At 36.6% G+C, this 26,226-nt stretch carries 26 protein-coding genes and 1 tRNA gene; 4 read left to right on the forward strand and 23 right to left on the reverse strand.

What is annotated here, in order from left to right; all coding sequences use genetic code 11:
• Positions 1–6: 6 nt before the first annotated feature.
• From P0N36_RS01840 to P0N36_RS01885, 10 genes are all read right to left on the reverse strand, one after another.
• Positions 7–618, reverse strand: coding sequence for a PHP domain-containing protein (locus tag P0N36_RS01840; RefSeq protein ID WP_275841067.1), 612 nt, complete (start codon positions 616–618; stop codon positions 7–9).
• Positions 619–639: 21 nt separating this feature from the next.
• Positions 640–1,518: a hypothetical protein gene (locus tag P0N36_RS01845; RefSeq protein ID WP_275841069.1), complete on the reverse strand. Its 879-nt coding sequence runs from the start codon at positions 1,516–1,518 to the stop codon at positions 640–642.
• A 127-nt stretch (positions 1,519–1,645) separates the two neighbouring features.
• Positions 1,646–3,388 carry an ATP-binding protein gene (locus tag P0N36_RS01850; RefSeq protein ID WP_275841070.1) on the reverse strand — a complete coding sequence of 581 codons (1,743 nt, stop codon included), beginning with the start codon at positions 3,386–3,388 and terminating at the stop codon, positions 1,646–1,648.
• 21 nt (positions 3,389–3,409) lie between these two features.
• Positions 3,410–4,120, reverse strand: coding sequence for a response regulator transcription factor (locus P0N36_RS01855; protein WP_275841073.1), 711 nt, complete (start codon positions 4,118–4,120; stop codon positions 3,410–3,412).
• A 17-nt stretch (positions 4,121–4,137) separates the two neighbouring features.
• Positions 4,138–4,788 carry a phosphate signaling complex protein PhoU gene (gene phoU / locus P0N36_RS01860; RefSeq protein ID WP_275841075.1) on the reverse strand — a complete coding sequence of 217 codons (651 nt, stop codon included), beginning with the start codon at positions 4,786–4,788 and terminating at the stop codon, positions 4,138–4,140.
• Positions 4,789–4,847: 59 nt separating this feature from the next.
• Positions 4,848–5,609, reverse strand: coding sequence for a phosphate ABC transporter ATP-binding protein PstB (pstB, locus tag P0N36_RS01865; RefSeq protein ID WP_275841076.1), 762 nt, complete (start codon positions 5,607–5,609; stop codon positions 4,848–4,850).
• A gap of 185 nt (positions 5,610–5,794) precedes the next feature.
• Positions 5,795–6,736, reverse strand: a complete 942-nt coding sequence (pstA, locus tag P0N36_RS01870; protein WP_330683926.1) for a phosphate ABC transporter permease PstA — start codon at positions 6,734–6,736, stop codon at positions 5,795–5,797.
• A 2-nt stretch (positions 6,737–6,738) separates the two neighbouring features.
• Positions 6,739–7,644 (reverse strand): phosphate ABC transporter permease subunit PstC, encoded by a 906-nt coding sequence (gene pstC / locus P0N36_RS01875; protein ID WP_275841077.1) that lies wholly within the window; start codon positions 7,642–7,644, stop codon positions 6,739–6,741.
• 184 nt (positions 7,645–7,828) lie between these two features.
• Positions 7,829–8,839: a PstS family phosphate ABC transporter substrate-binding protein gene (locus P0N36_RS01880; RefSeq protein WP_275841078.1), complete on the reverse strand. Its 1,011-nt coding sequence runs from the start codon at positions 8,837–8,839 to the stop codon at positions 7,829–7,831.
• A 209-nt stretch (positions 8,840–9,048) separates the two neighbouring features.
• Positions 9,049–10,803, reverse strand: a complete 1,755-nt coding sequence (locus P0N36_RS01885; RefSeq protein ID WP_275841080.1) for an ABC transporter ATP-binding protein — start codon at positions 10,801–10,803, stop codon at positions 9,049–9,051.
• Between the two features lie 243 nt (positions 10,804–11,046).
• On the opposite strand from P0N36_RS01885, the gene P0N36_RS01890 reads away from it, so the two are divergent.
• A tRNA-Leu gene (locus tag P0N36_RS01890) sits at positions 11,047–11,131 on the forward strand.
• A 228-nt stretch (positions 11,132–11,359) separates the two neighbouring features.
• On the opposite strand, the gene P0N36_RS01895 is transcribed toward P0N36_RS01890, so the two are convergent.
• Positions 11,360–12,259 carry a CAP domain-containing protein gene (locus tag P0N36_RS01895; protein ID WP_275841081.1) on the reverse strand — a complete coding sequence of 300 codons (900 nt, stop codon included), beginning with the start codon at positions 12,257–12,259 and terminating at the stop codon, positions 11,360–11,362.
• A 237-nt stretch (positions 12,260–12,496) separates the two neighbouring features.
• Here P0N36_RS01895 and P0N36_RS01900 point away from each other — a divergent pair, with 237 nt between their 5' ends.
• From P0N36_RS01900 to P0N36_RS01910, 3 genes are read left to right on the forward strand one after another with little or no spacing between them, the layout of a single operon-like run.
• Positions 12,497–13,354, forward strand: a complete 858-nt coding sequence (locus P0N36_RS01900; RefSeq protein ID WP_275841082.1) for an ABC transporter ATP-binding protein — start codon at positions 12,497–12,499, stop codon at positions 13,352–13,354.
• Positions 13,351–14,079, forward strand: a complete 729-nt coding sequence (locus tag P0N36_RS01905; RefSeq protein ID WP_275841083.1) for a fluoroquinolone export ABC transporter permease subunit — start codon at positions 13,351–13,353, stop codon at positions 14,077–14,079. Before P0N36_RS01900 ends, P0N36_RS01905 begins: the two co-directional genes overlap by 4 nt.
• 27 nt (positions 14,080–14,106) lie before the next feature.
• Complete coding sequence (locus P0N36_RS01910) at positions 14,107–14,820, forward strand: hypothetical protein (RefSeq protein ID WP_275841084.1); 714 nt, start codon at positions 14,107–14,109, stop codon at positions 14,818–14,820.
• 17 nt (positions 14,821–14,837) lie between these two features.
• Here the strand turns inward: P0N36_RS01910 and P0N36_RS01915 are convergent, their stop codons facing one another.
• The 12 genes from P0N36_RS01915 to P0N36_RS01970 all read right to left on the reverse strand — a co-directional run bounded on the left by P0N36_RS01915 (position 14,838) and on the right by P0N36_RS01970 (position 26,004).
• A complete protein-coding gene (locus P0N36_RS01915) occupies positions 14,838–15,491 on the reverse strand; it encodes an HAD family hydrolase (RefSeq protein ID WP_275841085.1) in 654 nt (217 codons plus the stop codon).
• A gap of 134 nt (positions 15,492–15,625) precedes the next feature.
• On the reverse strand, positions 15,626–17,383 hold the full coding sequence (locus P0N36_RS01920; protein ID WP_275841087.1) for a GGDEF domain-containing protein: 1,758 nt from the start codon (positions 17,381–17,383) through the stop codon (positions 15,626–15,628).
• 261 nt (positions 17,384–17,644) lie between these two features.
• Entirely contained in the window at positions 17,645–18,205 is a 561-nt protein-coding gene (locus P0N36_RS01925; RefSeq protein ID WP_275841089.1) for a LemA family protein, read from the reverse strand.
• Positions 18,206–18,507: 302 nt separating this feature from the next.
• The gene (locus tag P0N36_RS01930) at positions 18,508–19,203 is read right to left on the reverse strand and encodes a DUF3793 family protein (RefSeq protein WP_275841090.1); all 696 of its coding nucleotides are present in this window, start codon (positions 19,201–19,203) and stop codon (positions 18,508–18,510) included.
• Complete coding sequence (locus P0N36_RS01935; RefSeq protein WP_275841092.1) at positions 19,151–19,576, reverse strand: flavodoxin; 426 nt, start codon at positions 19,574–19,576, stop codon at positions 19,151–19,153. The genes P0N36_RS01930 and P0N36_RS01935 overlap by 53 nt, the downstream gene beginning before the upstream one ends.
• Positions 19,577–20,007: 431 nt before the next feature.
• Entirely contained in the window at positions 20,008–20,613 is a 606-nt protein-coding gene (locus tag P0N36_RS01940; protein WP_275841093.1) for an acetate uptake transporter, read from the reverse strand.
• Between the two features lie 156 nt (positions 20,614–20,769).
• The gene (locus P0N36_RS01945; RefSeq protein ID WP_275841095.1) at positions 20,770–21,195 is read right to left on the reverse strand and encodes a YczE/YyaS/YitT family protein; all 426 of its coding nucleotides are present in this window, start codon (positions 21,193–21,195) and stop codon (positions 20,770–20,772) included.
• Positions 21,196–21,281: 86 nt separating this feature from the next.
• Complete coding sequence (locus tag P0N36_RS01950; protein WP_275841097.1) at positions 21,282–21,986, reverse strand: ABC transporter ATP-binding protein; 705 nt, start codon at positions 21,984–21,986, stop codon at positions 21,282–21,284.
• A complete protein-coding gene (locus P0N36_RS01955) occupies positions 21,987–22,748 on the reverse strand; it encodes an ABC transporter ATP-binding protein (RefSeq protein WP_275841098.1) in 762 nt (253 codons plus the stop codon).
• A 15-nt stretch (positions 22,749–22,763) separates the two neighbouring features.
• A complete protein-coding gene (locus P0N36_RS01960) occupies positions 22,764–23,810 on the reverse strand; it encodes a branched-chain amino acid ABC transporter permease (protein ID WP_275841100.1) in 1,047 nt (348 codons plus the stop codon).
• A gap of 2 nt (positions 23,811–23,812) precedes the next feature.
• Positions 23,813–24,706 (reverse strand): branched-chain amino acid ABC transporter permease, encoded by an 894-nt coding sequence (locus P0N36_RS01965; protein WP_275841102.1) that lies wholly within the window; start codon positions 24,704–24,706, stop codon positions 23,813–23,815.
• 125 nt (positions 24,707–24,831) lie between these two features.
• Positions 24,832–26,004 (reverse strand): ABC transporter substrate-binding protein, encoded by a 1,173-nt coding sequence (locus tag P0N36_RS01970; RefSeq protein WP_275841103.1) that lies wholly within the window; start codon positions 26,002–26,004, stop codon positions 24,832–24,834.
• Positions 26,005–26,226: the final 222 nt, after the last annotated feature.

Below are 26,226 nucleotides of genomic sequence, written 5' to 3' on the forward strand. Positions count from 1 at the left end.
ATAATCTTAAGTCTTGATATTGTCGCATTCAAAATCACCTTTTTTTAAGGCCTCTATGATAGAGGCTTCATCCACACAGTTACTGGGAAAGATATTGTAGTAACAACCTGTGTGCTCAATAAAATGGCTGTCGGAATTGGTCACCATGGGACGTTCTAAAGTCCTTGCTAGAAGACGTCGTCTTTCATAGTTTTCTCTACCAATATTCGATGAGAGCACCTCGACTGCATCCGGTGGATAATCCCATATGTTCACATTTACTTCATCTGCAAACCGATAGGGATGAGCTAGAATAATGGCGCCACCCTTCTTTCTTACATAAGTATGCAGGTCTTCATACTTCCAATGCCTGCCTTCAATCTTAGGATCATGAACCCCAAAGACAAGAACATCCTCATAAGCACCTTCCATAATCGTAACTTCAATCCCTTGATAGATCTTAAGGGGTGCGTATTGCTTATTATAGTCTTCTATTACTTCCTTTGGAAAAAGCGTCATGTGGTCCGTTATAAATATGACATCTAGTCCCTTTTTTATGGCACTTCTAATCTGTTCTTCGGCTGTTGCCATAGCACATCCTGAATATTCACTTGTATGTAAATGAAAATCCACTTTCATTTTCATTACCTCTTTCTACTTTTAATGCATGATTAATCTTGTCTGGTTCATAATATTGGCGTCCCAATCCTCAATGACTGCTTCATCTCTTGTGATGCAGTAGAAAAATAAACTTATGTTTTTCTCTTCATAGTGTTTGACGTAGATGCGGCCTACCATGTCTATAACAGCAAAGTCCTCTATAAAATTCTCTACAACTGAGGAGGCTTTCGGCGGCTTTCCATATTGAATATAGGCTCTATGGTCTGTCTTATAAGTATGCATGGACCCATTGACCTTAATCCTTGCATCTATGACCAACCAATCGGGTTCATTAAACAGCTCTGCCTTTTCTTCGGAGATGACTTCATATTCAAAAGTATTGTCATAACTACCGATGCTCTCAAGCACCAGCCGCACCATATCAAACTCCGGCACCTTACTGATGGCTTCATGGTCTGCCTCGCCATCTATGAATCCAAAAGCTTCCTCAGAGGCTTTGCTGACACCATAGGCACCGTAGAAGCTATTATAGTAAGGGCTACCTACGTCATAGTAAGAGGCATAACCTTTAAAAGGTGAGAATTGGCCAAAATTATATAAAACGGTCATACGCATGGGTTCGCCCATGAATCTAGAAAAGCCTCGGTCATCATTAAAAGTCATGACAAAAGGGTACCAGTCTTTCTCTTTGGTTTGAAGGCCACCTGGGATCTTAATCTGAATGTTCTTATCCTTTAGCAAAGAATAACCGGATTCATAACGGCTATAGACACTCATAACAATAATGCTCTTGGCCCATGGGTAAACCGGTGTTTGCATGATTATTACAAACATCATTATAATCATACTCACAAGGATGAAGCCTCTTTTTATGACTGTTCTAAAATGTCTTTTATCTTTTTTTGATGTTTTGCCCATATGAATCCCTCTTTTGCTTTCTATTTGTATAGTATAGTACATTCCTGGGATTCTTGCCATCATAAAACGTCAAAGCATCCATTTAACAAGGTTTATCTTACAACCTTAGTAAATGGATGCTGATTGATCAGTAGGGTAAGCGAATGCTAATGGTGGTGCCTTTACCCTCTTCACTTTGAATATCAATGTCACCGTTATATAACTCTACAATATGCTTGACAATAGAGAGACCCAGTCCCGTACCGCCTGTTTTTCTGGTCCGTCCCTTGTCAACTCGGTAAAACCGTTCAAAAATTCTACTAAGATGTTGATGTTTGATACCAATGCCTGTATCCTCAACTACAATATTCAGAAAGTTTTTATTTCTAAAAACTTGTAACTTAACATAACCTGCATCTGTATACTTGATACTGTTATCGAGGAGGTTAATAAGCAGTTGTTTCATACGATCTCGATTGCATTCAAAAGGAGTGAGGTTTTCTTCTACCTTCATAATTAACTGAACATTTTCCTTGTCCTTTGGCAATATATCTACCACTTCATTCACAATATCCGAAAGATCAAATGCCTGCAAGCTTCGCTCGCCAACGAGGGACTCTATCTCTGATAGTGTTAGAATATCTTGTATAAGATTAGCCAGACGATCGGTCTCAATATCAATGATGTCAAGAAATCGATTGGCAACAATTTCATCTTTGATGGCGCCGCTTTTTAATGTATCCACAAATCCTTTAATAGATGTCAAGGGTGTTTTCAACTCATGAGTTACATTGGATACAAATTCTCTTCGTATATTCTCAAGCTTTCTAATCTGAGTTACATCTGAAAACATGAGCAAGGTCGCTAAGGCTTTGTTTTTATTTGTTTTGGAAAAAATGGGGGTTGCTACAATTTCTATAATCCGATTTTCATTATCTTGATGTATAATAGCTTCACCAGATACATATGTTTTTTCTTCTATGGCTTTTTCTATAATGTCAAAGATGGATAGCTCTCTAATGAGTTCATATATAAGTCGGTTTGACATATCTTCTTTTGGTAAGCCCAATAACTTCGTAAACCGCTCATTGTAGAGGACAATCTTATAATCCATATTTACAGCTACAAGTCCATTGCTCATACTGGTCAAAATTGATTCAAGCTCTGCATTCTTTTGTTCTAAGGTCCACATATTTATTTTTAGATTGAAGGTCATGGTGTTAAAGGCTGTCGCAAGCTCACCGATCTGATCATTACGATCCATATAGATTTTCTCATCATAATTGCCTTCTGATATAACTTTTGCTACCCTGGTTAGTTCATTAATTGGTTTCATGAACCTATTGGTAACCACATAAGCCGCACCGATGGCAATAAAAGAGCCAAAAATCGCACTGATCAGAATGATAAAAATCATATCTGTGGTAATCGCTTCAATCTCACTGACCGATAAAGAAACCCTAATAATACCCGAGAATTCTGCATTTTCAAGTGGTCTGGCATAATAAAAAAAGTATTTTTTCATGGTGTTACTATAACGCATCTCCGATGATTTCTCGCCTGCTAATGCCTTTTTCACTTCCGGTCTGTTGGCGTGATTATCCATCGTCTCTGCATCATTAAAGGAGTCTACCCATACAAGACCCGATTGATCAATTAATGTGATTCTAAAAGTTGTAATCTCTGAATAGTCATCAATAAAGCTTTGAAAGTCCTCTTTTGAAAGATTTGAATCCTCCATGGCTTTGTGAAGCATGTCACTAATGGTTATAGTTTCTTTTTCAACACGTTCAAAGAAATAATTATTGATTCTACTCCAGGAAAGTCCAACTGAAAAAATGACCGTTACAACGATTAGAATAATATAGGTTAATAGTATTTTTCTTTGCATACTTATACTTATCCTTTTCCTTTACGCGTATTTGTAACCAACACCACGGACCGTTTTAATATGTTGTGGATTTTTATCATCCACTTCAATTTTCACCCTTAGGTTCCTTATATGAACATCAACGGTTCTGGTTTCACCATAATAATCATAACCCCATATTTTTTCTAAGAGGTATTCTCGGTCAAACACACGACCTCGATTCTTTGCTAGAAGGTATAAAAGTTCAAATTCTTTTAATGGTAACTCCATATTCTTGCCTCTTACTGTAATCTCATGAGTTGTACGATTAATCGTCAGATCTTCTAGCTTTAATATATCTTCCTCCGGTAAAGTGCTACTCGTATTTTTAGATAGTGCTTCTGTTCGTCTAAATACCGCTTTTATACGCGCACTGAGCTCATGGACACCAAAAGGTTTGGCTATATAATCATCAGCCCCCATTTCAAGACCCAGTACGGTATCAATCTCTTCTGATTTTGCAGTTAGCATTATAATCGGTATTCCTCTGTGGGCATCATTGGTTCTGATTCTTTTTAACACCTCTAGCCCATCGATACCTGGTAGCATAAGATCAAGTAATACCAAATCTATTTTTTCTTTATCCAAGATGTCTAAGGCTTCTTCACCGGTTTCAGCTTGAATCACTTCATAACCACTGCTTTCCAGATTGTATTTTAGGAGTTCTAAAATATGGCCTTCATCATCAACGGTTAATACTCTTTTTTTTGACATTGTGTCACCTCTTAGGTTTATTCAAAATGCTTTCCTGTTATATTATAGGCAATCCATTCTGAAATATTGGTAGCATGATCACCCATACGTTCAAGGTATTTAACGATAAACATAAAGTCCGTACATTGTTTAACCACAGTTGAATCTTTCATCATGTAGGTTTGTAGCTCTTCAATAATGGTGTCAAACAAATCATCAATCTCATCATCCATTGCCTTGACTTCTTCAGCTCTGGCTAAATTCTTACTAATACAACTGTCTATCACTGCTTTAATCATATCCTTAACTTTATAAGCCATTTTGGGAATGTCTTCTAATGGCTTAAAATAGGTTTCTTTACTCAATTTTATGGTGTATTTGGATATATCTTCGCAATGGTCTGCAATACGTTCTAAGTCTGTAATGATTTTTAAAATAGATGCAATGTCTCTAAGATCAGATGCAATAGGCTGTTGTCTGGCGATAAGCATGATGCATTCTTGTTCAATAATGCGCTCCATTTCATCAATAATATCGTCTCTCTTAATAACTTCTCTGGCTAATTCAACATCTTGATTGAGCATGGCTTTAATCATATCATCAATTTGCTTTTCAATGGTTGCGCCCATCTTAACCAGATTACGATGTAGTTCATTCAGTTCTCTTTCAAATTCATATCTAATTGGCATAACTACCTCCAAGGTTTTTCGCATCGTTTATTATATTTTATCACTTGTACTTTTTTATATCAACCAAATCGTCCGGTTATATAATCCTCTGTTTTCTTGTTCTTGGGATTAGAAAAGATGGTTTCAGTCGTGTCAAACTCAAGTAACTCACCAAGCAAGAAAAAAGCTGTCTTGTCAGATATTCTAGCCGCTTGTTGCATGTTATGTGTTACGATAATAATTGTATAGTCTTTTTTTAGTTCGGTTATTAAATCCTCTATCTTTAAAGTAGATATTGGGTCAAGCGCTGAAGTTGGCTCATCCATTAGAAGCACTTCCGGTTCTACTGCCAATGCTCTGGCAATACATATTCTTTGCTGTTGACCACCAGAAAAAGATAATGCATTTTGCTTTAACTTGTCTTTACATTCATCCCATACAGCCGCTTGCCTCAAGGATCTTTCAACAATTTCATTGAGAATGGCTTTTTTCTTAATACCATTGAGTCTTGGTCCATATGCAATATTATCATATACACTCATTGGAAATGGATTGGGTTTTTGAAAAACCATGCCAACCCTTGATCTTAGTGTGATGGCGTCTATCTTCTCATATACATCTTCACCATCCAAAAATATTTTGCCGTCAACCCTTGTGCCTTCAATTAGATCATTCATGCGATTTAATGCCCGTAAAAAGGTCGACTTACCACAACCTGACGGACCAATAAAAGCCGTGATTTCATTGGTCTTTATTTCCATTTGGATATTTTTTAATGCCTGAAACTCTTCATAATAAAAGTCTAAATCTTTTATTTGAAATTTTAGAGTATGATCGCTCATATTTACACCTCTTATTTATATATTTGGTTATGGTATCAAAACTATGTAGTTGAATTTAGTGAAATTTAGTTTTGACTCTTTAACCATATTTGAAACTTATTTACCTCATTTTTGAGTTCTTTGAAAGTATATGAAGTTTCTTAGTTGACGTTACAATACATACAGATAGCTTGATGGGTCTATTATTAATTTCTTCTTTGAAACTTATTTCTAATTATAATGGCGGACGCATTTAATAAGAATAATACTACAAGCAGAATAACAATGGTTGCAGCTGCAAGATTTGCATATTCTCTTGTAAGAACTGTATCTAGCGTCCAATAATAGATTTGTATTGGCAAAGCTGTAAAATCGTCCATAAAACTTTCCGGAGATTTTAATATTAGTGTTGGTATACCAAGTACAACAAGAGGTGCCGTTTCCCCAATCGCTCTTGAAAGCGCTAATATAGATCCTGTCATAATACCCGGTATCGCCGATGGAAGCACTATTTTTCGAATCGTTGTCCACTTTGTTGCACCAAGTCCGTATGAAGCTTCACGCAAGTAATTCGGGACTGCTTTTATGGCTTCTTGACTAGATACAACCACATTGGGTAGAACCAATAATGAAAGGGTTAACCCTCCTGCCAATATACTTGATCCCAGCCCAAACATTCTGCCAAAAACCGTTAAACCTAGTAGTCCAAATATTACCGACGGAACACCGGCCAAATTAGATATGTTAAGACTGATAATGGAATGTAGTGTTCCCTTTTTCGCATATTCTTCCAGAAAAATAGCTGTTGCCACGCCAATCACCATTGTAACCGGCGCAACGACAACCATGAGCATAAATGAACCCATGATGACACTTTTGATGCCGGCCTTTGCAGGATTAATAGAAAGCCTTCCTGTAAGAAACTCCCAATCTAACCAACCAATACTTGACTTAATAATATTAAATAATAACAACCCAAGCACGAATATAATAAATATGATGGTTAAAGAAAACATGCTCTGAGCTACGATGTTAACAATTTTTCTTCTTTGTAATCGCTCTTGTGACTTGCCTAAATCAATATATTTCTTGTCATTTTGAAAACTTTCTCTTCCATGCTCCTTAAGAGTATCTACAACACTATCCATTTTTAATACTCCCTTCTATATTTCTTTGTAATATGTCTTGCTAATAGATTGGTTAACATTGTAAAAATAAACAACATAAGACCAACAGCGTACAAGCTATAATAACCAATGGTGCCGCTTCCTGCATCACCACTCGTAAACTCAACAATATAAGCTGTCATTGTTTGCATGGGCTGCATGATATCAAGTGTAAACTGTTTCGAGCTACCACTAGCAATTGTAACAATCATGGTTTCTCCAATTGCCCTAGATATTGCCAAAACAAAAGCTGCAACGATACCTGATATGGCTGAAGGCACAATGACTTTGGTAGCGACTTCTAACTTTGTTGAGCCAAGTCCGTAAGCGCCTTTTCGTATATAATCTGGAACGGAACTCATAGCATCTTCTGACAAAGATGTTACAATGGGTATAATCATAATACCCATTACTATACCTGGTGACAAAGCATTTTTAGCACCAAGATCGGGTAGTAATTTCATTAGTAAAGGTGTTACTGTATTGTAAGCAAAAAATCCATAAACTATTGTCGGTATTCCAGCTAAAACTTCTATAATTGGTTTAATGATTCTTCGCATCTTAGACGACATAAACTCACTTAAAAATATAGCGGATGTAATTCCTAAGGGAGCTGCAACCAACATTGCAATTAAAGATGTAACAATTGTACCTGTGATTAAAGGTAAAAATCCAAAACTAGGATCTTTTTTTAAGGGTTCTAATTTTGTACTAAAAACTTCTGAAAAAGGAACCTCAGCAAAAAACCGTGATGCATCTACAACAAGTGTTAATACAATACCGATTGAAGTTAGAACTGAGATTGAAGCAATCAGAAATAAAATTATTGGAACAATGTTTTCAAACATCGGGGTTTTACGTATTTTCATTGTGTATTTTGTATCCGTCATATTAACACTCCATTTCAAAATATTACATAAGGGAAGCTTTCATAGATTTCCTTGTTACGTTTGTAACTATGTATGGCATGTGAAAGTTAATTATACAGTTTTGACACCTTAATCCTAAGAAACAACAAGGTAAGACAAGAAGCATATAACCCCTTGTCTTACGCTTGTAATATTTTAATAATGATTATTTAAGTGCATCAAGTTGTGCTTGGTATTCTTCGTACATTGCATCAGGAAGTGGCGCGAACCCATTATCGCCAGCTAGTCTCTTGGCACCATCAAATGAAACAACATATTTTGCAAAATCAAGTACTTGTGGCTTTTCAAGAGCATACTTAACATTCAAGTAAGTAAATACCGGACGTGTGAACCCTGCATAATCAAGATCTAATCCAATCGTCTCAACATTAGGCTCAACAGGACCATTACCAAAGTCAACTTTAACTGCTTGTAGTATATCTGTGTTTGATACATAGTATCCAAAACCGAAGAAGGCAATCGCGTTCACATCATTGGCAACTAAGTCAACAAGCGTGGAATAATCTTGTTGCAAATTAGCTGATGCTACCATATCTTCTTTACCAAGAATTACTTCATAGAAAAACTCATAAGTACCGTGATTTTCATTTGGACCGTAGAACTTAATTTCTTCTGCTGGCCATTCAGATCGTATGTCAGCCCAAGTTGTAACATTGCTTGATGCGAGGTACATATTTATGATTTCTTCTTTGGTCATTTCTGTTGCCCATGTATTGTCTTTATTGATAACCATTGTTAAACCGTCATATGCAAGAACGAACTCATATATATCTGTACCCATTTCGTAACCATTTTCTTTTAATTGTGCTATTTCTTCGTCTTTAATGGCTCTTGATGCATCCGCAAAATTCAGTTCACCTGGAATGAATTTTTTAAAGCCTGCTGATGAACCAGCTCGACCTACTTGTACGGATACATTTTCTTGCTCATTAACCATATATTCTTCAGCGATGTTTGCCATTAAAGGATAAACAGTACCTGATCCGTCAACAATAACAGCACCTTCAAGTTCAACTTCTTCTGCTACTTCTGTTTCTGTTTCTGCTACTTCTGTTTCTACCTCAGTTGTTTCTGCTGCTGGTTCTTCGGTTGAACCACAACCAACCAAACTCATTGTTAATACGCCAACTAATAATAATGCTAATAATTTTTTCATCAAATCCTCCTCTGAATTATATAAAAAATAGTTTATTTCTGTTCACCATTGTGAAGAACAGTACTTACTTAAGATACCACGGGCTAGTAAATCCAATATGTTTTATATGTTAAGCTTATGTAAAGTCATGGATAATAAGCAAAAAAAAATAACGTCCATATGGACGCTATTTTTTACTTTCTCAGTTGAGTTCTTTCCTTATCCTTTACTTATAATTCATCCGGAATATAGCCTTTGAACTGGGCATGGTACAGTTTGCTATATAATTGATTGTTATTTAATAAGGTCTCATGGTTGCCTTTTTCTTCAACACCATTTTCAGTGATGACCAATATCTCATCCGCGTTCTTAATTGTAGATAATCGATGAGCAATGACCAAACTGGTTCTACCCTTGGATAGTTTTTCCAGAGCCAATTGCACCTTTTGTTCTGTTTCATTATCAAGAGCCGAAGTGGCTTCATCTAAGATCAAAATCGGCGGATTCTTAAGAAATACCCTAGCAATACTGATCCGTTGCTTCTGACCACCTGACAACCGAAGTCCTCGCTCACCTACTATCGTATCATAACCATCTTCCAAACCTATGATAAAGTCATGTATCTTTGCGTTCTTTGCCGCTTCAATAATGTCAGCATCACTCGCATCGGTTCTACCATACAAAATGTTCTCTCTTACAGTACCGGCAAAAAGGAATATGTCTTGTGACACCAATCCAATATTTGTTCGAAGAGAAGCCATGGTCACATCTCGTATATCTATACCATCGATGCTTATTTTACCGCCATCCACTTCATAAAATCGAGGAATCAAGTGGCACAAAGTGGTTTTACCTCCGCCGGACGGTCCGACAATTGCCAATGTATGTCCCGGTGTAACCTCCAAGTTAATGCCATCCAAAACTGTCTCATGATTATTATAAGAAAATACAACATCTTCAAAACGTATATCTCCTTTAATGTTTTTTAGCTCTATGGCATTTTCCCGGTCCATGATTTCCGGTTCGGTCGCCATAATCTCCCTAAAGCGTTCAAAGCCCGCCATACCGGATTCATATTGTTGAACAAAAGAGGTTAACCTTCTAATAGGAATTAAGAAGTTGTTAATATAAAGCGTAAAGGCAATCAAGTCAGTATAGGTCATCTCACCTTTATATATTAAGAAGCCTCCAAAACCAAGGGCTATCACATGAAGGCTATTGGTCATAAAACTCATTCCTAACATGAAAATAGCCATTGTTTTATAGGCTATGTTTTTTGAGCCTCTAAAAATCATATTCCCTTTGTCAAACTTATCAATCTCATAATTCTCATTGGCAAAAGATTTGGCTACACGAATACCGGATATACTGCTTTCAAGATCCGCATTAATACCCGCCATGCTTTTTTTGACTTCTTTGAATCCATTGGACATTTTTGTTCGTTGTTTAATGGCAAACCATATTAAAATCGGAATAAAAAGATAGACGGCCAATGCCAGCTTCCACTGAATCATAAGCATGGCAATAAAAGAACCGACGAGCATGATGATTGAAAGGAAAAGGTCTTCCGGCCCATGATGTGCCAACTCCGTCATTTCATTAAGATCATTGATCATTCTAGACATGATATGACCGGTCCTGGTCTTGTCATAATACTTAAATGAAAGCTTTTGAAGATGGTTAAAAAGCTCCTTACGCATGTCGTACTCCATCCGAACACCTAGTATATGGCCCCAGTAGTCGACGATAAATTGAAATGCGGAGCGTACCACGTACATCAATAATAAAGCGCCAATAAAAATCAGAAAAGGCCGAAGGGTCTCATCTGATGTGGGTAAATATTCATTAAGTACCTGTCTTGATAGCATTGGATAGACAAGGTCAATGGCCGCTATGACAAGGGCACTTAACATGTCTAGGATAAATAATTTTTTATGTGGTTTATAATAACTGATGAATTTTTTATAGTTTTGTTGACCTGCCATACGTGCCTCCTTGTAAAAGCATTTCTATATTTAAACACATATTATTGGTAAGGCATTATAACTATGTTTCTCTAGCTTAATATACAGTTTTGATACCTTAACCCTTCATTAGGAACCAAGATATTATAACACAGGATACACTAAGAACCAATAAATTATTTTTATCGTCCACCTTTTCAAAATCTATTGACACTTTCTTCCAACATATGATAGAATGAACTTCGCGAATCAAACAAGATTCATGCAGTTGTGGCGGAATTGGCATACGCGCTAGACTAAGGATCTAGTCCATATTGTTTGGGTAGGGGTTCAAGTCCCCTTGACTGCACTAAAAAAAGCATTTACCTTTAGGTAGATGCTTTTTTTAGCTTATATGGTGGGACTTGAACGTGGCCTGATAGCAGAAGATCCTGTGAATCTTTTGCGGCGGAAGTCCCCTTGACTGCATTATAAGAAATTGTCAACATAAAGAAATAGAGACACCATATATGGTGTCTCTATTTCTTTGCCTCTATTTTCATTAATTTAACTTCGTTTTGACTCTTGAACCCATATTTTAATCTGTAAATAATTGTGTCCACAAATACCCATGCTCAGTTCGGGCTACAACACCTATACCGATTTTATTTAGATTGGGATTAAGAATATTCTTTCTATGTCCCGGTGATGTCATCCATCCATCTACTACTTTTTTTGCCGTCGTATGACCTGATGCGATGTTTTCTGCCAAACATCTATAAGGAACACCGTGCATGGCTACTATATCTACCATGCCACCATGAACCGGAGAAACATGTTCAAAATAATCGTTAATCAACATATCGTTGGATTTAAAGTAAGCTGCTTTTTCCAATTTGGTATCCATGATTAACTTATGTAGCCCTGCTTTTTCTCTTTCTATATTAATCAGTCGAAGGACTTCATAAGATAGGTCTTGATTTTTTATGACTGACTGAACATGACCTTCCGTATCCATCACGACTTTATTCTTTGCGCCGTCCCAAAATACATTAAAATCAAACGCCAAACCCATGTCTCTAAGTTTATAATAGGTATTACCTTCAATAACATAACCTGTCATAGACAATGGAACACCGTTTTTCATGATTTTTGCTTTACTGACGCTTACTTCAGTAACCGCGTTAACATTTGCTGATGATTTGCTGACATAGCCACCTAAATATGGCTTGCCTGTTTCTATTATTATAGTAGCCGTTTCCTGATTCCATTCTACATCAAATGCTTTTTGACTGTCTTTAACATAATGCGCTATGTCTCTAAGCATGAAGTAGTTGTAACCTTGGATGTTATAGGCTCTAGGTGTAATTGTTTTATTGTCGACCACAATATTCGCTGTTGTGGCTACTGTATGTATCGACTGACTTGCGTGAATGGGTATCATCATCGATAATATTATACTCAGAACGGTCAAACCGGTCACGATTTTTTTTCTCATTTATAGAGCTCCTTAGTCATTGGCTTAAATAGATGGATCATACCCTACATTATGACTAGCTAATCCCCTCTTGTCAATCCTATCCGCCTAGTACCAATGCCTCATTATTAGCTTATTTGACTGTATTTTGTAGTAACAATTGACCCGTAACATTAATAATGCTATTATTTTATCTAAGCTTTAACTTTTATCCTATTTTTTCCAATACTCATTATTATGTAAACCAAGGAGGCTTCAATGATTCATATAGATAATTTGAACTATGTATACCCAAAATCAGGTAAACACGCTATTAAAGGTATTGATTTTAATATTGAAAAAGGTGAAATCTTCGGTTTTTTGGGACCTAGCGGAGCTGGAAAAACAACTACCCAGAGATTAATCATCGGTCTTCTTACAGGTTATGATGGCCAGATTGAAATACTAGGTAAGGAACGTCGTCTTTGGCAAAAAGATATTTTCGAGAAAATCGGTGTTGCTTTTGATTTTCCTAATCTCTATTTAAAACTGACGGCACTTGAAAACCTTAAGCTCATTGGTTCCTATTATAAAAACTGCCCTAAGGATTTTGATTCGCTACTGGACATGGTTGGTTTACTAAGCGACAAGCACCAAAGGGTTGAGCACTTCTCTAAAGGCATGAAAATGCGCCTTAATTTTATAAGGTCAATCATGCACGATCCGGATGTCATGTTTTTTGACGAACCCACCTCCGGATTAGATCCTGTTAATGCCCGTATCATCAAAGAACAGATTCTATATATGAAATCCAAAGGTAAAACCATTTTTTTAACCACCCATAACATGACGGTTGCAGAGCAGCTCTGTGATCATGTTGCTTTCATCAATGATGGCGTTCTCTCTGCTATTGATACACCTTCCAATTTAATGGTTGAACATGGTACTGCCTATGTTAAGCTACGGTATATACATAACCAGCAAGAAATGGAGACTGCCTTTCCTCTTAGCGGTATTGGTGATAATAAAGCCTTTAAAGAGATTTTGGAGCAAGACCGTATTATAACCATACACAGTGGAGAAGCCACTTTGGAAGATGTTTTTATTAAGTTTACAGGAAGGAAGCTGATTGGATGATACCCACTAAACCCAATGCATCAGATGCTTATGGTCAGCGCTTGCTATCGGCACTTAAAGCAGATATTTTATTTCAGTTCAAACAGGGCTTTTATTTTGTCTACTTAATCCTAAGCCTATTTTATCTGATTGTTTTTTATCAGCTGGACAACCTATGGCTTTCTTATATTATGCCTATTGTACTCTTTATGGACCCTTCTGTTTTAGGTTTATTCTTTATCGGTGGCATATTACTTCTGGAGAAAGAGCAAGGCATATTATCTCTAATGTACGTAACCCCTTTACGAATATGGGAATACATCTTAAGTAAAGTCATCTCCCTTTGTTTCATATCGTTAATGGCCGTTTTGTTGATATCCATAATTGCTTATAAAGATAATGTTAATTATATTTACTTAGTTGTTGGTGTGATTTTGACCTCTGTTTTTTTTACACTTTGTGGTTTCTTGGTTGCTACAAGGTCCAAATCCGTTAATGATTTCTTTGTGAAAATTATTCCTTGGATGATGCTTCTCATACTCCCTTGTTTCTTATTGGTATTTTATCCTAATTTAGTTGTACTTGGACTTATACCTAGTGTTGCTTCACTAAAATTGGTTTGGGGTGCATACCACCCTTTAAGCTTTTTGGAATTCATTATCTTGGTTCTATATATGACTTCACTGAATGTCATCTTACTAAAATATACTTATAGAATTTTTCAGAATAAAATGGTTCTTGAATAAAAGATCATGAACATTAGGAGGTAACCCATGTTAAAACTCATATATTTCAAAAGCGATCTGAAACAATTATTTCGCGAACCCATGATGACCCTACTATTCTTTATACCACTTATTATGGCACCACTTTTTAAAATCATTCTTCTCATCGGTGTTCCTTTTTTGCAGCGATTTGTCACTTTCTCTGTTGAAAACTACCATGATTATATTTTGGCGTTTGTCTTGCTCATGGTTCCCGCTATGTTGGGTATTGTCATGGGCTTTATGCTACTGGATGACAAGGATGGAAAAATTATCGAACTCTTAAGTGTAACGCCTTTTGGACGAAATGGTTACTTAATTGTTCGCCTTTCTTTTGTGGCCATGGCTACCCTAATCTATACTTTTTACACATACTGGATTATGGGACTCTACCGTCTACCGATATTGATTTTGATATATATCGGTTTATTAATGTGCACCTATGGTGCCAGTATCGGTATGATTTTCTTCAATCTTGCAACCGATAAGGTAAAGGGTTTAACCTACGCTAAAGGGCTTAACCTTATGTTGTTCTTTGTATTGGTTGATCTACTTCATATTCCTTGGTTGACATTTCTAGCCGGTTTTTTCCCAACTTATTGGATCTACAAAATCATAGAAAACAAAGGAACGGCCATTCCAATCGTTCTTGGACTGACCGTACATGTTGTTTGGTTTATTATGCTGCTCTGGATAACCCGTATACGAAAAATAAATGTATAAATTATGATTAAAGTTAATTAAGCAACTTCACAATTCGTTTCTATAATAATGTCCAGTACATTTTCTGCAGACTCAAAGATGTGATCCGGACCAAGTTGCTCCCTCATCTCCGGTGAAAGGTGGGACCAACCGACTAGAGCATTATTAACATTCGCTGCTTTTGCAGCTAAGATATCATGGGCTGTATCCCCAATAAATAGTACTTCATCAATATCCACCCCAAGTGTTGATAAGGCTTTTAAAATACCTTCCGGAGAAGGCTTCGTTTCTTTTACATCATCTCTTGTAATTGAGCAGTCAATCCATTGATCAATTCCTAATAATTTCAGACCCATATCCAGTGCTATGCGACTGTTATTGGTGACAATACCGATCTTATAGCCTAACTCATTTAACACTCTTATAAGATGTACCATACCCGGAAAGGGTCTAGCCATTGTGTCATGATTGTGCCCATACCACCGTTTAAATTCTTCGATGAGGCCATCAAAATGAATGGCATCTATATAAGCCATCTGAGCTTCTAATGTTTTACCTGTTAGAATTTCTAATTCCATAGGGGTTAATGGGCATCCTCTATGCTTATTCGCAATCAGGTTTAAGCCTTCTTTTATAAGGTCATTGGTGTTAATAATCGTTCCATCAAAATCAAAAATTACCGTCGCTATCATAAAATACCTCCTATGTCATCTGTTTACTACCTTATTTTATCTCATTCACATTATGCTTAAATAGATCCGTCATTAAACTTATGTAAATTATAATACATATTTGTTTTCTTTATAATATCCTTGTTCGTTACTGCTTAAACTACCAGCTTATAGACTGATCCTTCAATTGCTTTGACCTGTCTTTTTAATTGGCTCATAAATTCTCCAAGATTTTCCGGGGTTGTAAAAGGCGTCAGTGCACCATGGTACGCAGCTATGGATATAGAATTCAGTTGGTAGATGTGCTGATTATTATAACGGTCTTTTGAGACATAACAACCTTTAAGATAATCTTCCTTAGAGAAAAAAGATCCTAATAAGCTATCAAATGTTTCACAAATCTCTTTTCCGATTGCTTCCACTTCCAAAGCTTCCACTTTAACCAAAGCAACAAAATCATCGCCTCCTATATGACCAACAAAATGTTTGTTGCCATACTTGTTGATGATATCAACAATGATATTTGCTGTTGTTTTGAGAATATGATCGCCTTTTTCAAAGCCATATACATCGTTGTATGCTTTAAAGTGGTCTAAGTCAATATATAAAATTCCAACCTTTTCCCCATTACTGATATACTGTTCCATCATCTGTCTTATAATAATATTTCCCGGCAAAGATGTCAGTGGGTTCTGCTGCTTAGCATATAATTTCTCGTATTCTGTAGAGTTACGAATCAAATCATATATGGTTGTTATGCCATAATATCTAGAACATTGAGTTACAATAATATCATCATAAAGATTTGCCTTAGCCCTTTGCATCGCCAGTTTCAAAACTTTCGTAACCGGTGTATAATAGTCAACCATCAAAGGCCTTGAATCCATTAACAATTCTACCGGTCTATGGGAGTATAAATCAAAGCCATATCGATCAGCTAGTTTGCTGTTCAAGTAGTTTTTCATGATTATACCTTCCGGATATCTTTGCTTTGAGATAAGACAAATACTATCCATGTCCTCACGCTCCATTATATCCTTTATGACACAACATGATATGTTTCTATAGTAGGTATTGTATTGTTTAGCAATCTTACCGACACAATAGTAGGCCGCATCAAATGAAAAGGCATCCACAATGTCTTTGTTAATCTGAAGTATCAAATCACGAACTTGCGGAAGATAAATCACAATCGTTTCAGAAGGTTTATAGAACAAAAATCCTTGAGCCGCATATACATCCAATTTAATAAGTTCTTCTAGTTCATCAACTGTCTCTACACCTTCTGCAATCAACTTAATATGGGTTTCTTTTGCCATGGAAACCAAAGCTTTAATCATGGATTGCTTGAAACTATCCTTATCAATATTACGGATTAGGTCCATATCCAACTTTACATATTCCGGTTTAACTTCTGAAATCGTTTTAAGACCTGAGTAGCCGCTTCCCATATCATCAATGGCAATTTTATAATTCTGACTTTTATAGTGTGAAGTCAATGCTGTAAAAGTGGCATAGTCTTCTATGGCTGTCCGTTCTGTTATCTCAAAAACAATGTTTTTTGAGTCAATTCTATATTCTTCAAGGTATTTCTTCGTAAACCCTTTTGTGTAACTGGGCTCTTTAAACACATTTGGATCTACATTCAAGAATAGTAATCTATTTGAGGGCAAAGCTATGGCGTTTTCTATAGCTTTCTTGCGAAATAACATCTCTAACTCCCATACACAACCTTCTGCTTCAGCCGCTTCAATAAGGGCAATGGGTGAATGATATGGTGTATTAATCGGACCTCTACTCAGCGCTTCATAACCGATAATCTCACCGTTGTGCAAAGAGATAATCGGTTGATAATGGGCTGTTACTTGCTCATTTTTAATGATTTCACCTATTTGTGATGTATGAATAACCATGGTAGCTCCTTCAAGTGTGACTTACTTCATCATCCATAGTTCTAAAGTACCATAACTGTGTTAATTTTATATAAGCCTATTGTTAACTTCCTTCCAATGTACCCATTTAACCTACAAAAAAACTTTACCCATGATGGATAAAGCTTTTTTGTATTTTTACTATTGTCTTGCTTTTTTCTGCGGCTCGTTCGGTCAGCTTGCTAGCCAAGAGCATCGAGGTCATCTCGTTTAGTCTATATATTGATTCATTTTGACGGACATCTATCTTCTGAAGCTAACTGTTGGCGCCGATTGTTCGCTAGAATCTATCTGAAAAAAAGAAAATTCTGTGGCGCCAAAGATGGCTGCAAAAATATTGTTAGGAATCGTTATAATAAATTGGTTGTATTTTAAAACCGAATCATTGTAAAATTGTCTATACATGGCAATCTTTTGCTCAAGTTCTCTTAATTGGTTCTGTAAATCCAGGAAACCTTGGTTGGCTTTTAAATCTGGATATTGTTCAGACACAGCAAAAAGTCTACCAAGCATTCCTGTCATCATATCTGATGATTTAATAACATCATCTTGAGTCTGAGCATTTAAATACATATTTCTGGCTTGAGTGACCTGGTTAAGCGTAACTTGTTCATGAGATGCATATGCGCTCACTGTTTCTAGAAGATTAGGTATTAGATCTGCTCTCATCTTTAATTGAACATTAATCTGTCCCCAGCTGTTATCCACCTTAGCTTTATTACCAATCATTTTGTTGTAAAACAGTATAATCCACAATCCTAGGAATATCAATAATGCAACAATTCCAATCCCAAAATACAACATCCTATCTACCTCCTTTTATTTTCTTTCAGTCGATTTAATATTACTAAAGGATCAACTTTTAGTGCCTTAACCCTATTATAGCTTAATTAATGGGAATTACAAAGAAAAAAAGACTTCAATTGAATTATTGAAATCTCTGTCTTAATGATCATCAGCTTATATTTTTTTATTTGGTTAAAGTATCAAAACTATATAGTTGAACTTTTTGATACAATATATATTTATGAGTGTATCATCGTAGCCTATATGTTATATGTTAATTAGAGAAACTTAGTTTTGACACTTTAACCTTATTTATAGTTTTATGATACTAAGATATGCGCTGTTTTCATTGGTGAAAGTCCACTTAAGATGCCTTCTGTTACTTTTGCTCTTGCTTGATCATAACGCTTGAACTTACTTATGGCTTCTTCTGCTTTTGTATATACTTTCCAATAGCCGACAACAATACCTTTGCCATCTGTCTCTTTTATATACTCAACCACATCTTCTAAGTGATAACCAAGAAAAAGCCCTACTTCATGGGGACATTGTTCTAAAAACCTCGAAGATAAATGTTGTAAGACGTCACTTAGACTCATTTTTGAGTTGTAGCCGTATCGTTTCAAAAATTCTATATTATCACGATCTTCTATCATCGCCTCTAACAAGGGATTATGAAAGAAAAGAATAACCACATGACTTTCGTCACGTTTCATTTCATAATAGGATGTTTTGGTGGTTTTACCAATCTGATCTTTATATTTATCCCACACCCCTAATGCATTCAAACGTTTGTTGGTGTTTTTTAGGGTGATTAAAGATGCCGGTTTCTCTTTTGAAAATGTAGCCGCACCATGAAACAAGAGCTTATATAGAATATAATCATAATCATCAAGTTGTTCAAGACGTTTCATTGGTTCCATCAAATAGGTTTTTTTCATAGAATTATGCCTCGTTTCATTATTATTGTCCAAGTTGTCTCCCATAATCTCTACATTGTTCCAAACCACCTTCATCAGGTGCCTCATTTATAATTAATCCTTCTTCGACTAACAAACCACCATATTCTACCATTCGTTTTTCCCAGTCTCTCATCCATTCCCCATCGCCCCATCCATACGAACCAAAAAGAAAGACTTTTTTGCTTTTTACAGCTTCTTCAATAGATTCTACAAATGGCTCCATATCATCAGGATCAAGTACCTCATTGCCCATTGATGAGCAACCAAGAGCAACTACTTCTGCATCTATAACATCTTGTATTGTCGCATTCTCAACACTGATTAACTTTACTTGGTCTGATACTTCTTTTGCACCTTCAAACAATGCCTCTGCCATCATCTGAGTATTGCCGGTTCCACTCCAATATATTATGGTTAACTTACTCATCTTTTTTCCTCTCTTCTAGCTAATCTATTATTTTATTGAATATGATATTCAATATCATTGCATAGTGCTATTATAAACAGATTTCTCTCACTTGTCAAGAGTCATACTCTAGGAGAAATCCGTTAACTTCTAACATATGGTTAAGGTGTCAAAACTATATAGTTGAACTTTCACATACAATATATAGTTACGAATGTATCAACGTAATCTATATATTGTATGTGAATTTAGTGAAACTTAGTTTTTACCCTTCAACCAACATATGAAAACATATGAAAAAACCCACCTCATAAAGAGGCAGGCTACTTTGATACTTATAATTAAGAACTCAACTTTCCCACTTATAAATTAAACCACTTGCTTGTCAAGAGCTTAAAAATCTTCTAAAAAAGTCAAGCAAACACCATTGTGGTTAAGGGGGCAAAGCTATTCTATTCAGCTTTTACAATAATCGGTGCGCCCATGGGTAATATCGTTTTTCCAAACTGCCCATTAATAATTAATGCAGCTGATCCATAAAAGCTAAGTAAGGAAATGACAAACTCAGCGTAGGCCGCTAATTGATGCATAGGTCCTTCTAGAATGCCAAGTGTAGAGAAAGAAAGCCCAATGAATAAAAAGTTAATGAAGAAGAAAATTAAAAATAAAACTTTATTGGTGGTTAATGAGCCTACTGTCATATATAAAGTGAAAATCAAGTAGCCAATAAATGCAATTCCAAGTTGTTTTGTATCCGCTGTATTTGCAAGCGTTTCACCAAATACACCTGCTTTTGTCATCCATGTCATGGCAACACTAAACCAAAAAAAAGCATAACCACCAAAAGCCGTTGCACCAAACATATTGTTCTTTTTTGCATCTTGAATGGATGCGTATAATTGTGCACTCGCGCCAAGAAAAATGGCCCATGGTATCACCAAAGACACACCCTCTGTTAAACCTAGTTTTTGTGATGCCGCTACCAGTGTAACCATAGCCAAACCAAATAAACCTAGTGGTGTTGGGTCTGCTACTGTAATCATTCTTTTTTCTTCCATGTTCGTCCTCTCATATCTATCCTGTCGGTTTTGTACACTCAATAGGTTGTATAGCCCAAAGAAGCGCCATTTTGTAGTATACGCCTTGATGGATATGATTTCAAGAACTATTTGGACTCTTATTGTACTTTATAAAGACTTAAGTCTACATATATACTAACTGGTTTCCGTTACAGATTCCAAGTCGGATTTTATCTTACCCTTGAGAAGGCATTGGTAGGTATCATAAAAAGTTTCATGCTTAATGTGTGCAGGGTCGAACTTTAGGACTTTAAACGTGGTTTGAATACAATACCCAATCCCTGTTGCAGATAAGATTGTTCCAATACCAAACATACCACCTAAACGCCAACCGATAATAAAAGCAGTGAGTTCAACCATACCACGACAGATACCAATAGGTAGATTTGTCTTTTTTCTAATCACAACCATCAGATTATCTCTGGGTCCGGCTCCAAATCCTGAACCAATATAAAAATAAGAACCCAGCGCAATGATAAAAAGACCTAAAAGCAGCATAAGAAGACCTGATAAAAAGTGTTCCATTACAGGTAGCATATTAATAGCTATTAACATATCCATAAAAGTTCCAATAAGCAGTACATTAAGTTAACCGTTAAGGTTAGAACCTAAAACTAAGTCTCACTAATTCTCATACAACCTATCGATTACGTACCTAAATATGCTTTTTTTACTTCTTCATTGTTTAGCAAGTCCATGCCTTTGCCTTCCATAAATACTTCACCGGTCTCAAGGACATAAGCATAATCCGATATTTCTAAGGAAGCTTTGGCGTTTTGCTCAATCAATAGGATGGTTACGCCCTCTTGATTGATTTTTTTTATAATTTCAATGATATTTTTTACAATAAGTGGTGCCAGTCCAAGAGATGGCTCATCCATCATCAATAGTTTGGGTTTGGTCATAAGTGCTCGGCCAACGGCCAACATTTGTTGCTCACCACCTGACATGGTCCCTGCTTTTTGTTCTTGTCTTGACTTTAATATAGGAAAGAGCTCAAATACCCAATCTAAATCCTTTTGTATTTCTTTTGCGTCATTTCTTATATAAGATCCTAAAATCAAGTTCTCAATTACCGATAGATTGGTAAAAACTCTTCGTCCCTCCGGTACCAGTACCAGATTTGATTTTACAATTTCTTTGGTTTGTTTGCCTGTAATCTCTTTTCCATTATATATGATTTTACCTTTTGATGGTTTTTCAAGGCCCATGATGGTTCTTAAGGTCGTACTTTTTCCAGCACCGTTGGCGCCAATTAGGCTGATGATCTTGCCTTCCTCTACATCTAACGTGATGCCTCTTAGGGCATGAATACCACCATAATGAACGTTTAGGTTTTCTACTCTTAACATCTAGTCCACCCCCAAATAAGCTTCTATTACTTTTGGATCATTCTGTATGGCATCCGGAAGACCTTCTGCAATGGTCACACCATAATCTAGAACATAAATCCGTTCACATACACCCATGACGACTTGCATATGATGCTCAATCATCAGAATGGCAATATCAAACTTGTCTCTAATTTCTCTTATAAAGCCCATCAATTCGTGTGATTCTTGAGGGTTCATACCTGCTGCCGGCTCATCCAATAACAATAATTTGGGATCTGTTGCAAGGGCTCTTGCAATCTCAAGTCTTCTTTGCTTGCCATAAGGTAAGTTCGATGACTTCTCATCCTTCAGATCATCCAAACCGACATCTTTAAGAAGTGCCATAGATTTTTCATAGATCTCTTGCTCTTCTCTTCGATAACCGGGTGTTCTTACAACAGATCCAAATAAATTGGACTTTAACCTTAAATGATTGGCTATAATAACATTGTCAAGAACGCTCAATTCCTTAAAAAGTCTTATGTTCTGAAAAGTCCTGGCTATGCCGAACTTTGTAATCTCATGAGGCTTTAATCCGGTTACGTCTTTATCGTTATAATACACTTGACCTTTGGTTGGTTTGTAAACACCTGTGATCATATTAAAAGCCGTTGTTTTACCGGCTCCATTTGGGCCAATCAAGCCAATGATTTCCCTATCGTTGATCTCAATATTCAAATCCAAAACCGCTGTCAATCCACTAAATTGCATGGTGATTTTGTCTGTCCTAAGTAACGCCATAATGTTCACACCCTTTTAAGCTGATTTTTTTCTGTTTCTTAAGAATTTCTTTTTCAAGAAATAATCCCAGTTGAATTCTGCCCTTCCCATAAGGCCTTTTGGATAAAATAAAATAACACCCATGAGCATTAAGGAAAAAACAACCATTCTCATACCAGGTATACCAGGTATATTTACAAATCCTAGATTAATCGGATTCTCGATAAATCTTAGTACTTCCATGAGTATGGTTACTGCCGTTGCAGAAATAATGGTGCCTGTAATGCTACCGATACCGCCAAGAACGACAATTAACAATATATTAAAGGTCAAAATAAATCTAAACATATTTGGGTCTATGGCGCCTATAAGATGGCCCAGTAGTCCACCACCAACGCCTGCAAAGAAAGCACCAATAACAAATGACATCATTTTATGTTTGAACAAGCTGATGCCCATGGCTTCAGCTGCAATCTCATCTTCTCGTATGGCTTTAAAGGCTTTACCATACATCCCATGAATCAACCAAATCATAAAAAATATGGTTAGAATAGCAATACCCCATGCCCACCATGCGTTGGTATAGCGGGTAATGCCCTTTAGACCTAAAGACCCATTGGTTAATGTCTGTGTATTTGTAATTACAACACGAATAATCTCACTGAATCCTAATGTGGCAATGGCCAGATAATCGTCATTAAGGCGTAATACCGGTGCGCCAATAAGAAAAGCAATGCCGGCTGCCGCTAGGCCGCCAACAATCAGAGCCAAGGGAAAAGGTAGTTGAATCACCTTTATAAAGGGATTAATCGGTGCCACATAAAAAACCGAATCCTTTAATTCAGGACTCATGGTTAAAAGTGCAGAAACATAAGCACCTACCGCCATAAATCCAGCATGACCTAAAGAAAACAGGCCTGTAAAACCATTAATAAGGTTCATGGATAGACCAAGAATAATATAAATACCACATAGGGTAAATATTTTTATCTTATATGAGTCTAACGTTATGTTTAAAACCGCAATGATTGCGATTGTAACAATCAATAAAATTATGGTAAGTTGTGTTTTTCTATTTTTCATAATTACACCTTCTCCGCTATGTTTTTACCCATGATGCCTGTCGGCTTAACCAATAAAATGACAATCAAAAGCACAAATGCAAAAGCGTCTCTATAACCTGTCAATTCAGGAAAAACAGCAATGAGCATAATCTCAATGAGTCCAAGTATAAACCCACCGATGACGGCACCTCGAATGTCCCCAATGCCACCAATTACGGCTGCAATGAAACATTTAAGACCGGGCATAACACCCATTAGAGGTAATAAACTCGGGTATTTTAACCCCCACATAATACCACCAATTGCCGCCAACGCTGAGCCGATTGCAAAGGTGAATGTAATAATAAAATTAACATCAATCCCCATGAGTCTGGCTGCTTCATAATCTTTAGAAACCGCTCTCATCGCCATGCCTGTCTTTGTTTTATTAACAATAAACATAAGTATAGCCAAAGCAACCATTGTAATAATGGGTGTGATAAATGTGATACTAACAACAGATACGTTGCCAATGTGAATGATTCTATTAAATAAATCAGGTACCGGAAGGGATTTTGGCCGTCCACCAAAAACCACAATGGCCAAATTCTCAATCAAGAATGAGGCACCAATCGCTGAAATCATAATGGACATTCTCGGTGAGTTCCTAAGGGGCTTGTATGCAGCCTTTTCAACCAGTACACCAAAGGCAATGGTTAGGATTATGGCTATTATAAAAGCCGCACCCCAAGGTAGCATAAAGCTTGTCATCATATAAAAAGCCATATAAGTACCGAACATGAAGATGTCTCCATGGGCAAAATTAATCAATCTAAGTATACCGTATACCATTGTGTAACCGATTGCCAAAAGTGCATAAAGACTTCCAAGGGAAATTGCGTTGGCCAATTGTTGTAAAAATAGTTCTAAATCCATAGAGCTTCTCCCTTAATTAGATTTGATAGATTAAATAACCTACATTCATAGGCTCATCTAGTCTAATACTTTAATTTATTAAAAATCAATGCATAGGGAAAGACCCCATGCATTGATTTGGATTATTATTTTATTGGTTCTACTGTTGTCATGTACTTAAATAAACCACCTTCAACCATTTTGATGACCGCACTCTTAACTGCATCACCATTCTCATCAAGGGTAATCATACCTGCAGCGCCTTCAAAATCTGTTGTTGTTGCTAATGCTTTTTGTATCTCTACAGGATCTGTTGATCCGGATCTCTTAATAGCATCTAGGATAACTAAGTATGCATCATAACCAAGTGCCGTAACTGATGCCGGCTCTTTATCATACTTTGCTCTGTAGGCGTCTAAAAATGTTTCTGACTCTTTTGTTATTGGAACATCACTTGTGAAGAATGTTGAAAAAGCAGCGCCTTCAACAGCATCCCCACCAATTTCTAAGAACTCAGGTGCTTCCCAAGTATCCCCACCAATAAAAGGTGTTGTAATACCCAGTTCTCTGGCTTGTTTAATTAACAAGGCTGATTCCGTATAGTTACCTGGTGCAAAAATAACGTCTGGATTCAGTTGTTTGATGTTACTGAGTTGTGCAGAGAAATCTTGATCTCCGGTACTATAGTTTGCAGTTCCGATGATGGCATCTGCATCACCTGTTAATTCGATAAATGCATCATTAAAATATTTTACAAGTCCTACAGAATAGTCACTTGAAATCTCTTGAATGATGGCTGCTTTTTTCGCGCCTAAGGTTTCAAAAGCATACTTCGCCATAACAGTACCTTGGAAAGAATCAATAAAACATACACGTTGATAGTACTCGTTACCGATGGTTACCAATGGGTTGGTAGCCGATGCTGCAACTGTAGGGATTTGTTTTTCAAGAACAATTGGTCCAGCCGCCATAGATAAGGATGATCCCCAGCTACCGATGATTGCATTAACTTTTTCCTTATCAATCAACATCACCGCTGCGTTAGCCGCTTCAACCTTGTCTGACTTGTTATCTGCTACAACCAATTCCACCTTCATACCGTTAACTTCCGGATAGAGTTCATTGGCCAAACGAATACCTTCAACTTCCATTTCTCCACCGGCAGCATTGGCACCGGTCATTGGCTCAAATACACCAATCTTGATGACTTCTACCGCACCACCTTCTGAGGTTGTGTCTCCCCCTTCTTCCGTAGGACCGGAACAAGCGACACTCAATAACATGATACCTAACATAAGCATTGATATTACTTTTTTCATTTTCTTTCCTCCTGAATCTTTTGTTTTTTTTGTAATTCATCCCTCTATCAAAAATCTTTTGAAGCTGAAGGTTGATACCTTCAAAGTCCACAAAAAAAGTGCCTTCCGGCTAAATACTAAGCTTCATTATAGGCCTTTCAATAACATAAGAAAACACTTTTTCATCTAACTTATTAAGTATAATGATACCGTATTCATTTGTCAAGAGGTGTTTCTACCCTT

The organism is Petrocella sp. FN5 (assembly GCF_029210395.1).
Lineage (GTDB): Bacteria > Bacillota > Clostridia > Lachnospirales > Vallitaleaceae > Petrocella.

Coding starts and splice junctions, on each gene's coding strand:
- P0N36_RS01840 (WP_275841067.1), bottom strand. CDS start 618: ATGAAAGTGGATTTTCATTTACATACAAGTGAATATTCAGGATGTGCT.
- P0N36_RS01845 (WP_275841069.1), bottom strand. CDS start 1,518: ATGGGCAAAACATCAAAAAAAGATAAAAGACATTTTAGAACAGTCATA.
- P0N36_RS01850 (WP_275841070.1), bottom strand. CDS start 3,388: ATGCAAAGAAAAATACTATTAACCTATATTATTCTAATCGTTGTAACG.
- P0N36_RS01855 (WP_275841073.1), bottom strand. CDS start 4,120: ATGTCAAAAAAAAGAGTATTAACCGTTGATGATGAAGGCCATATTTTA.
- phoU (WP_275841075.1), bottom strand. CDS start 4,788: ATGCCAATTAGATATGAATTTGAAAGAGAACTGAATGAACTACATCGT.
- pstB (WP_275841076.1), bottom strand. CDS start 5,609: ATGAGCGATCATACTCTAAAATTTCAAATAAAAGATTTAGACTTTTAT.
- pstA (WP_330683926.1), bottom strand. CDS start 6,736: ATGGATAGTGTTGTAGATACTCTTAAGGAGCATGGAAGAGAAAGTTTT.
- pstC (WP_275841077.1), bottom strand. CDS start 7,644: ATGACGGATACAAAATACACAATGAAAATACGTAAAACCCCGATGTTT.
- P0N36_RS01880 (WP_275841078.1), bottom strand. CDS start 8,839: ATGAAAAAATTATTAGCATTATTATTAGTTGGCGTATTAACAATGAGT.
- P0N36_RS01885 (WP_275841080.1), bottom strand. CDS start 10,803: ATGGCAGGTCAACAAAACTATAAAAAATTCATCAGTTATTATAAACCA.
- P0N36_RS01895 (WP_275841081.1), bottom strand. CDS start 12,259: ATGAGAAAAAAAATCGTGACCGGTTTGACCGTTCTGAGTATAATATTA.
- P0N36_RS01900 (WP_275841082.1), top strand. CDS start 12,497: ATGATTCATATAGATAATTTGAACTATGTATACCCAAAATCAGGTAAA.
- P0N36_RS01905 (WP_275841083.1), top strand. CDS start 13,351: ATGATACCCACTAAACCCAATGCATCAGATGCTTATGGTCAGCGCTTG.
- P0N36_RS01910 (WP_275841084.1), top strand. CDS start 14,107: ATGTTAAAACTCATATATTTCAAAAGCGATCTGAAACAATTATTTCGC.
- P0N36_RS01915 (WP_275841085.1), bottom strand. CDS start 15,491: ATGATAGCGACGGTAATTTTTGATTTTGATGGAACGATTATTAACACC.
- P0N36_RS01920 (WP_275841087.1), bottom strand. CDS start 17,383: ATGGTTATTCATACATCACAAATAGGTGAAATCATTAAAAATGAGCAA.
- P0N36_RS01925 (WP_275841089.1), bottom strand. CDS start 18,205: ATGTTGTATTTTGGGATTGGAATTGTTGCATTATTGATATTCCTAGGA.
- P0N36_RS01930 (WP_275841090.1), bottom strand. CDS start 19,203: ATGAAGGTGGTTTGGAACAATGTAGAGATTATGGGAGACAACTTGGAC.
- P0N36_RS01935 (WP_275841092.1), bottom strand. CDS start 19,576: ATGAGTAAGTTAACCATAATATATTGGAGTGGAACCGGCAATACTCAG.
- P0N36_RS01940 (WP_275841093.1), bottom strand. CDS start 20,613: ATGGAAGAAAAAAGAATGATTACAGTAGCAGACCCAACACCACTAGGT.
- P0N36_RS01945 (WP_275841095.1), bottom strand. CDS start 21,195: ATGGATATGTTAATAGCTATTAATATGCTACCTGTAATGGAACACTTT.
- P0N36_RS01950 (WP_275841097.1), bottom strand. CDS start 21,986: ATGTTAAGAGTAGAAAACCTAAACGTTCATTATGGTGGTATTCATGCC.
- P0N36_RS01955 (WP_275841098.1), bottom strand. CDS start 22,748: ATGGCGTTACTTAGGACAGACAAAATCACCATGCAATTTAGTGGATTG.
- P0N36_RS01960 (WP_275841100.1), bottom strand. CDS start 23,810: ATGAAAAATAGAAAAACACAACTTACCATAATTTTATTGATTGTTACA.
- P0N36_RS01965 (WP_275841102.1), bottom strand. CDS start 24,706: ATGGATTTAGAACTATTTTTACAACAATTGGCCAACGCAATTTCCCTT.
- P0N36_RS01970 (WP_275841103.1), bottom strand. CDS start 26,004: ATGAAAAAAGTAATATCAATGCTTATGTTAGGTATCATGTTATTGAGT.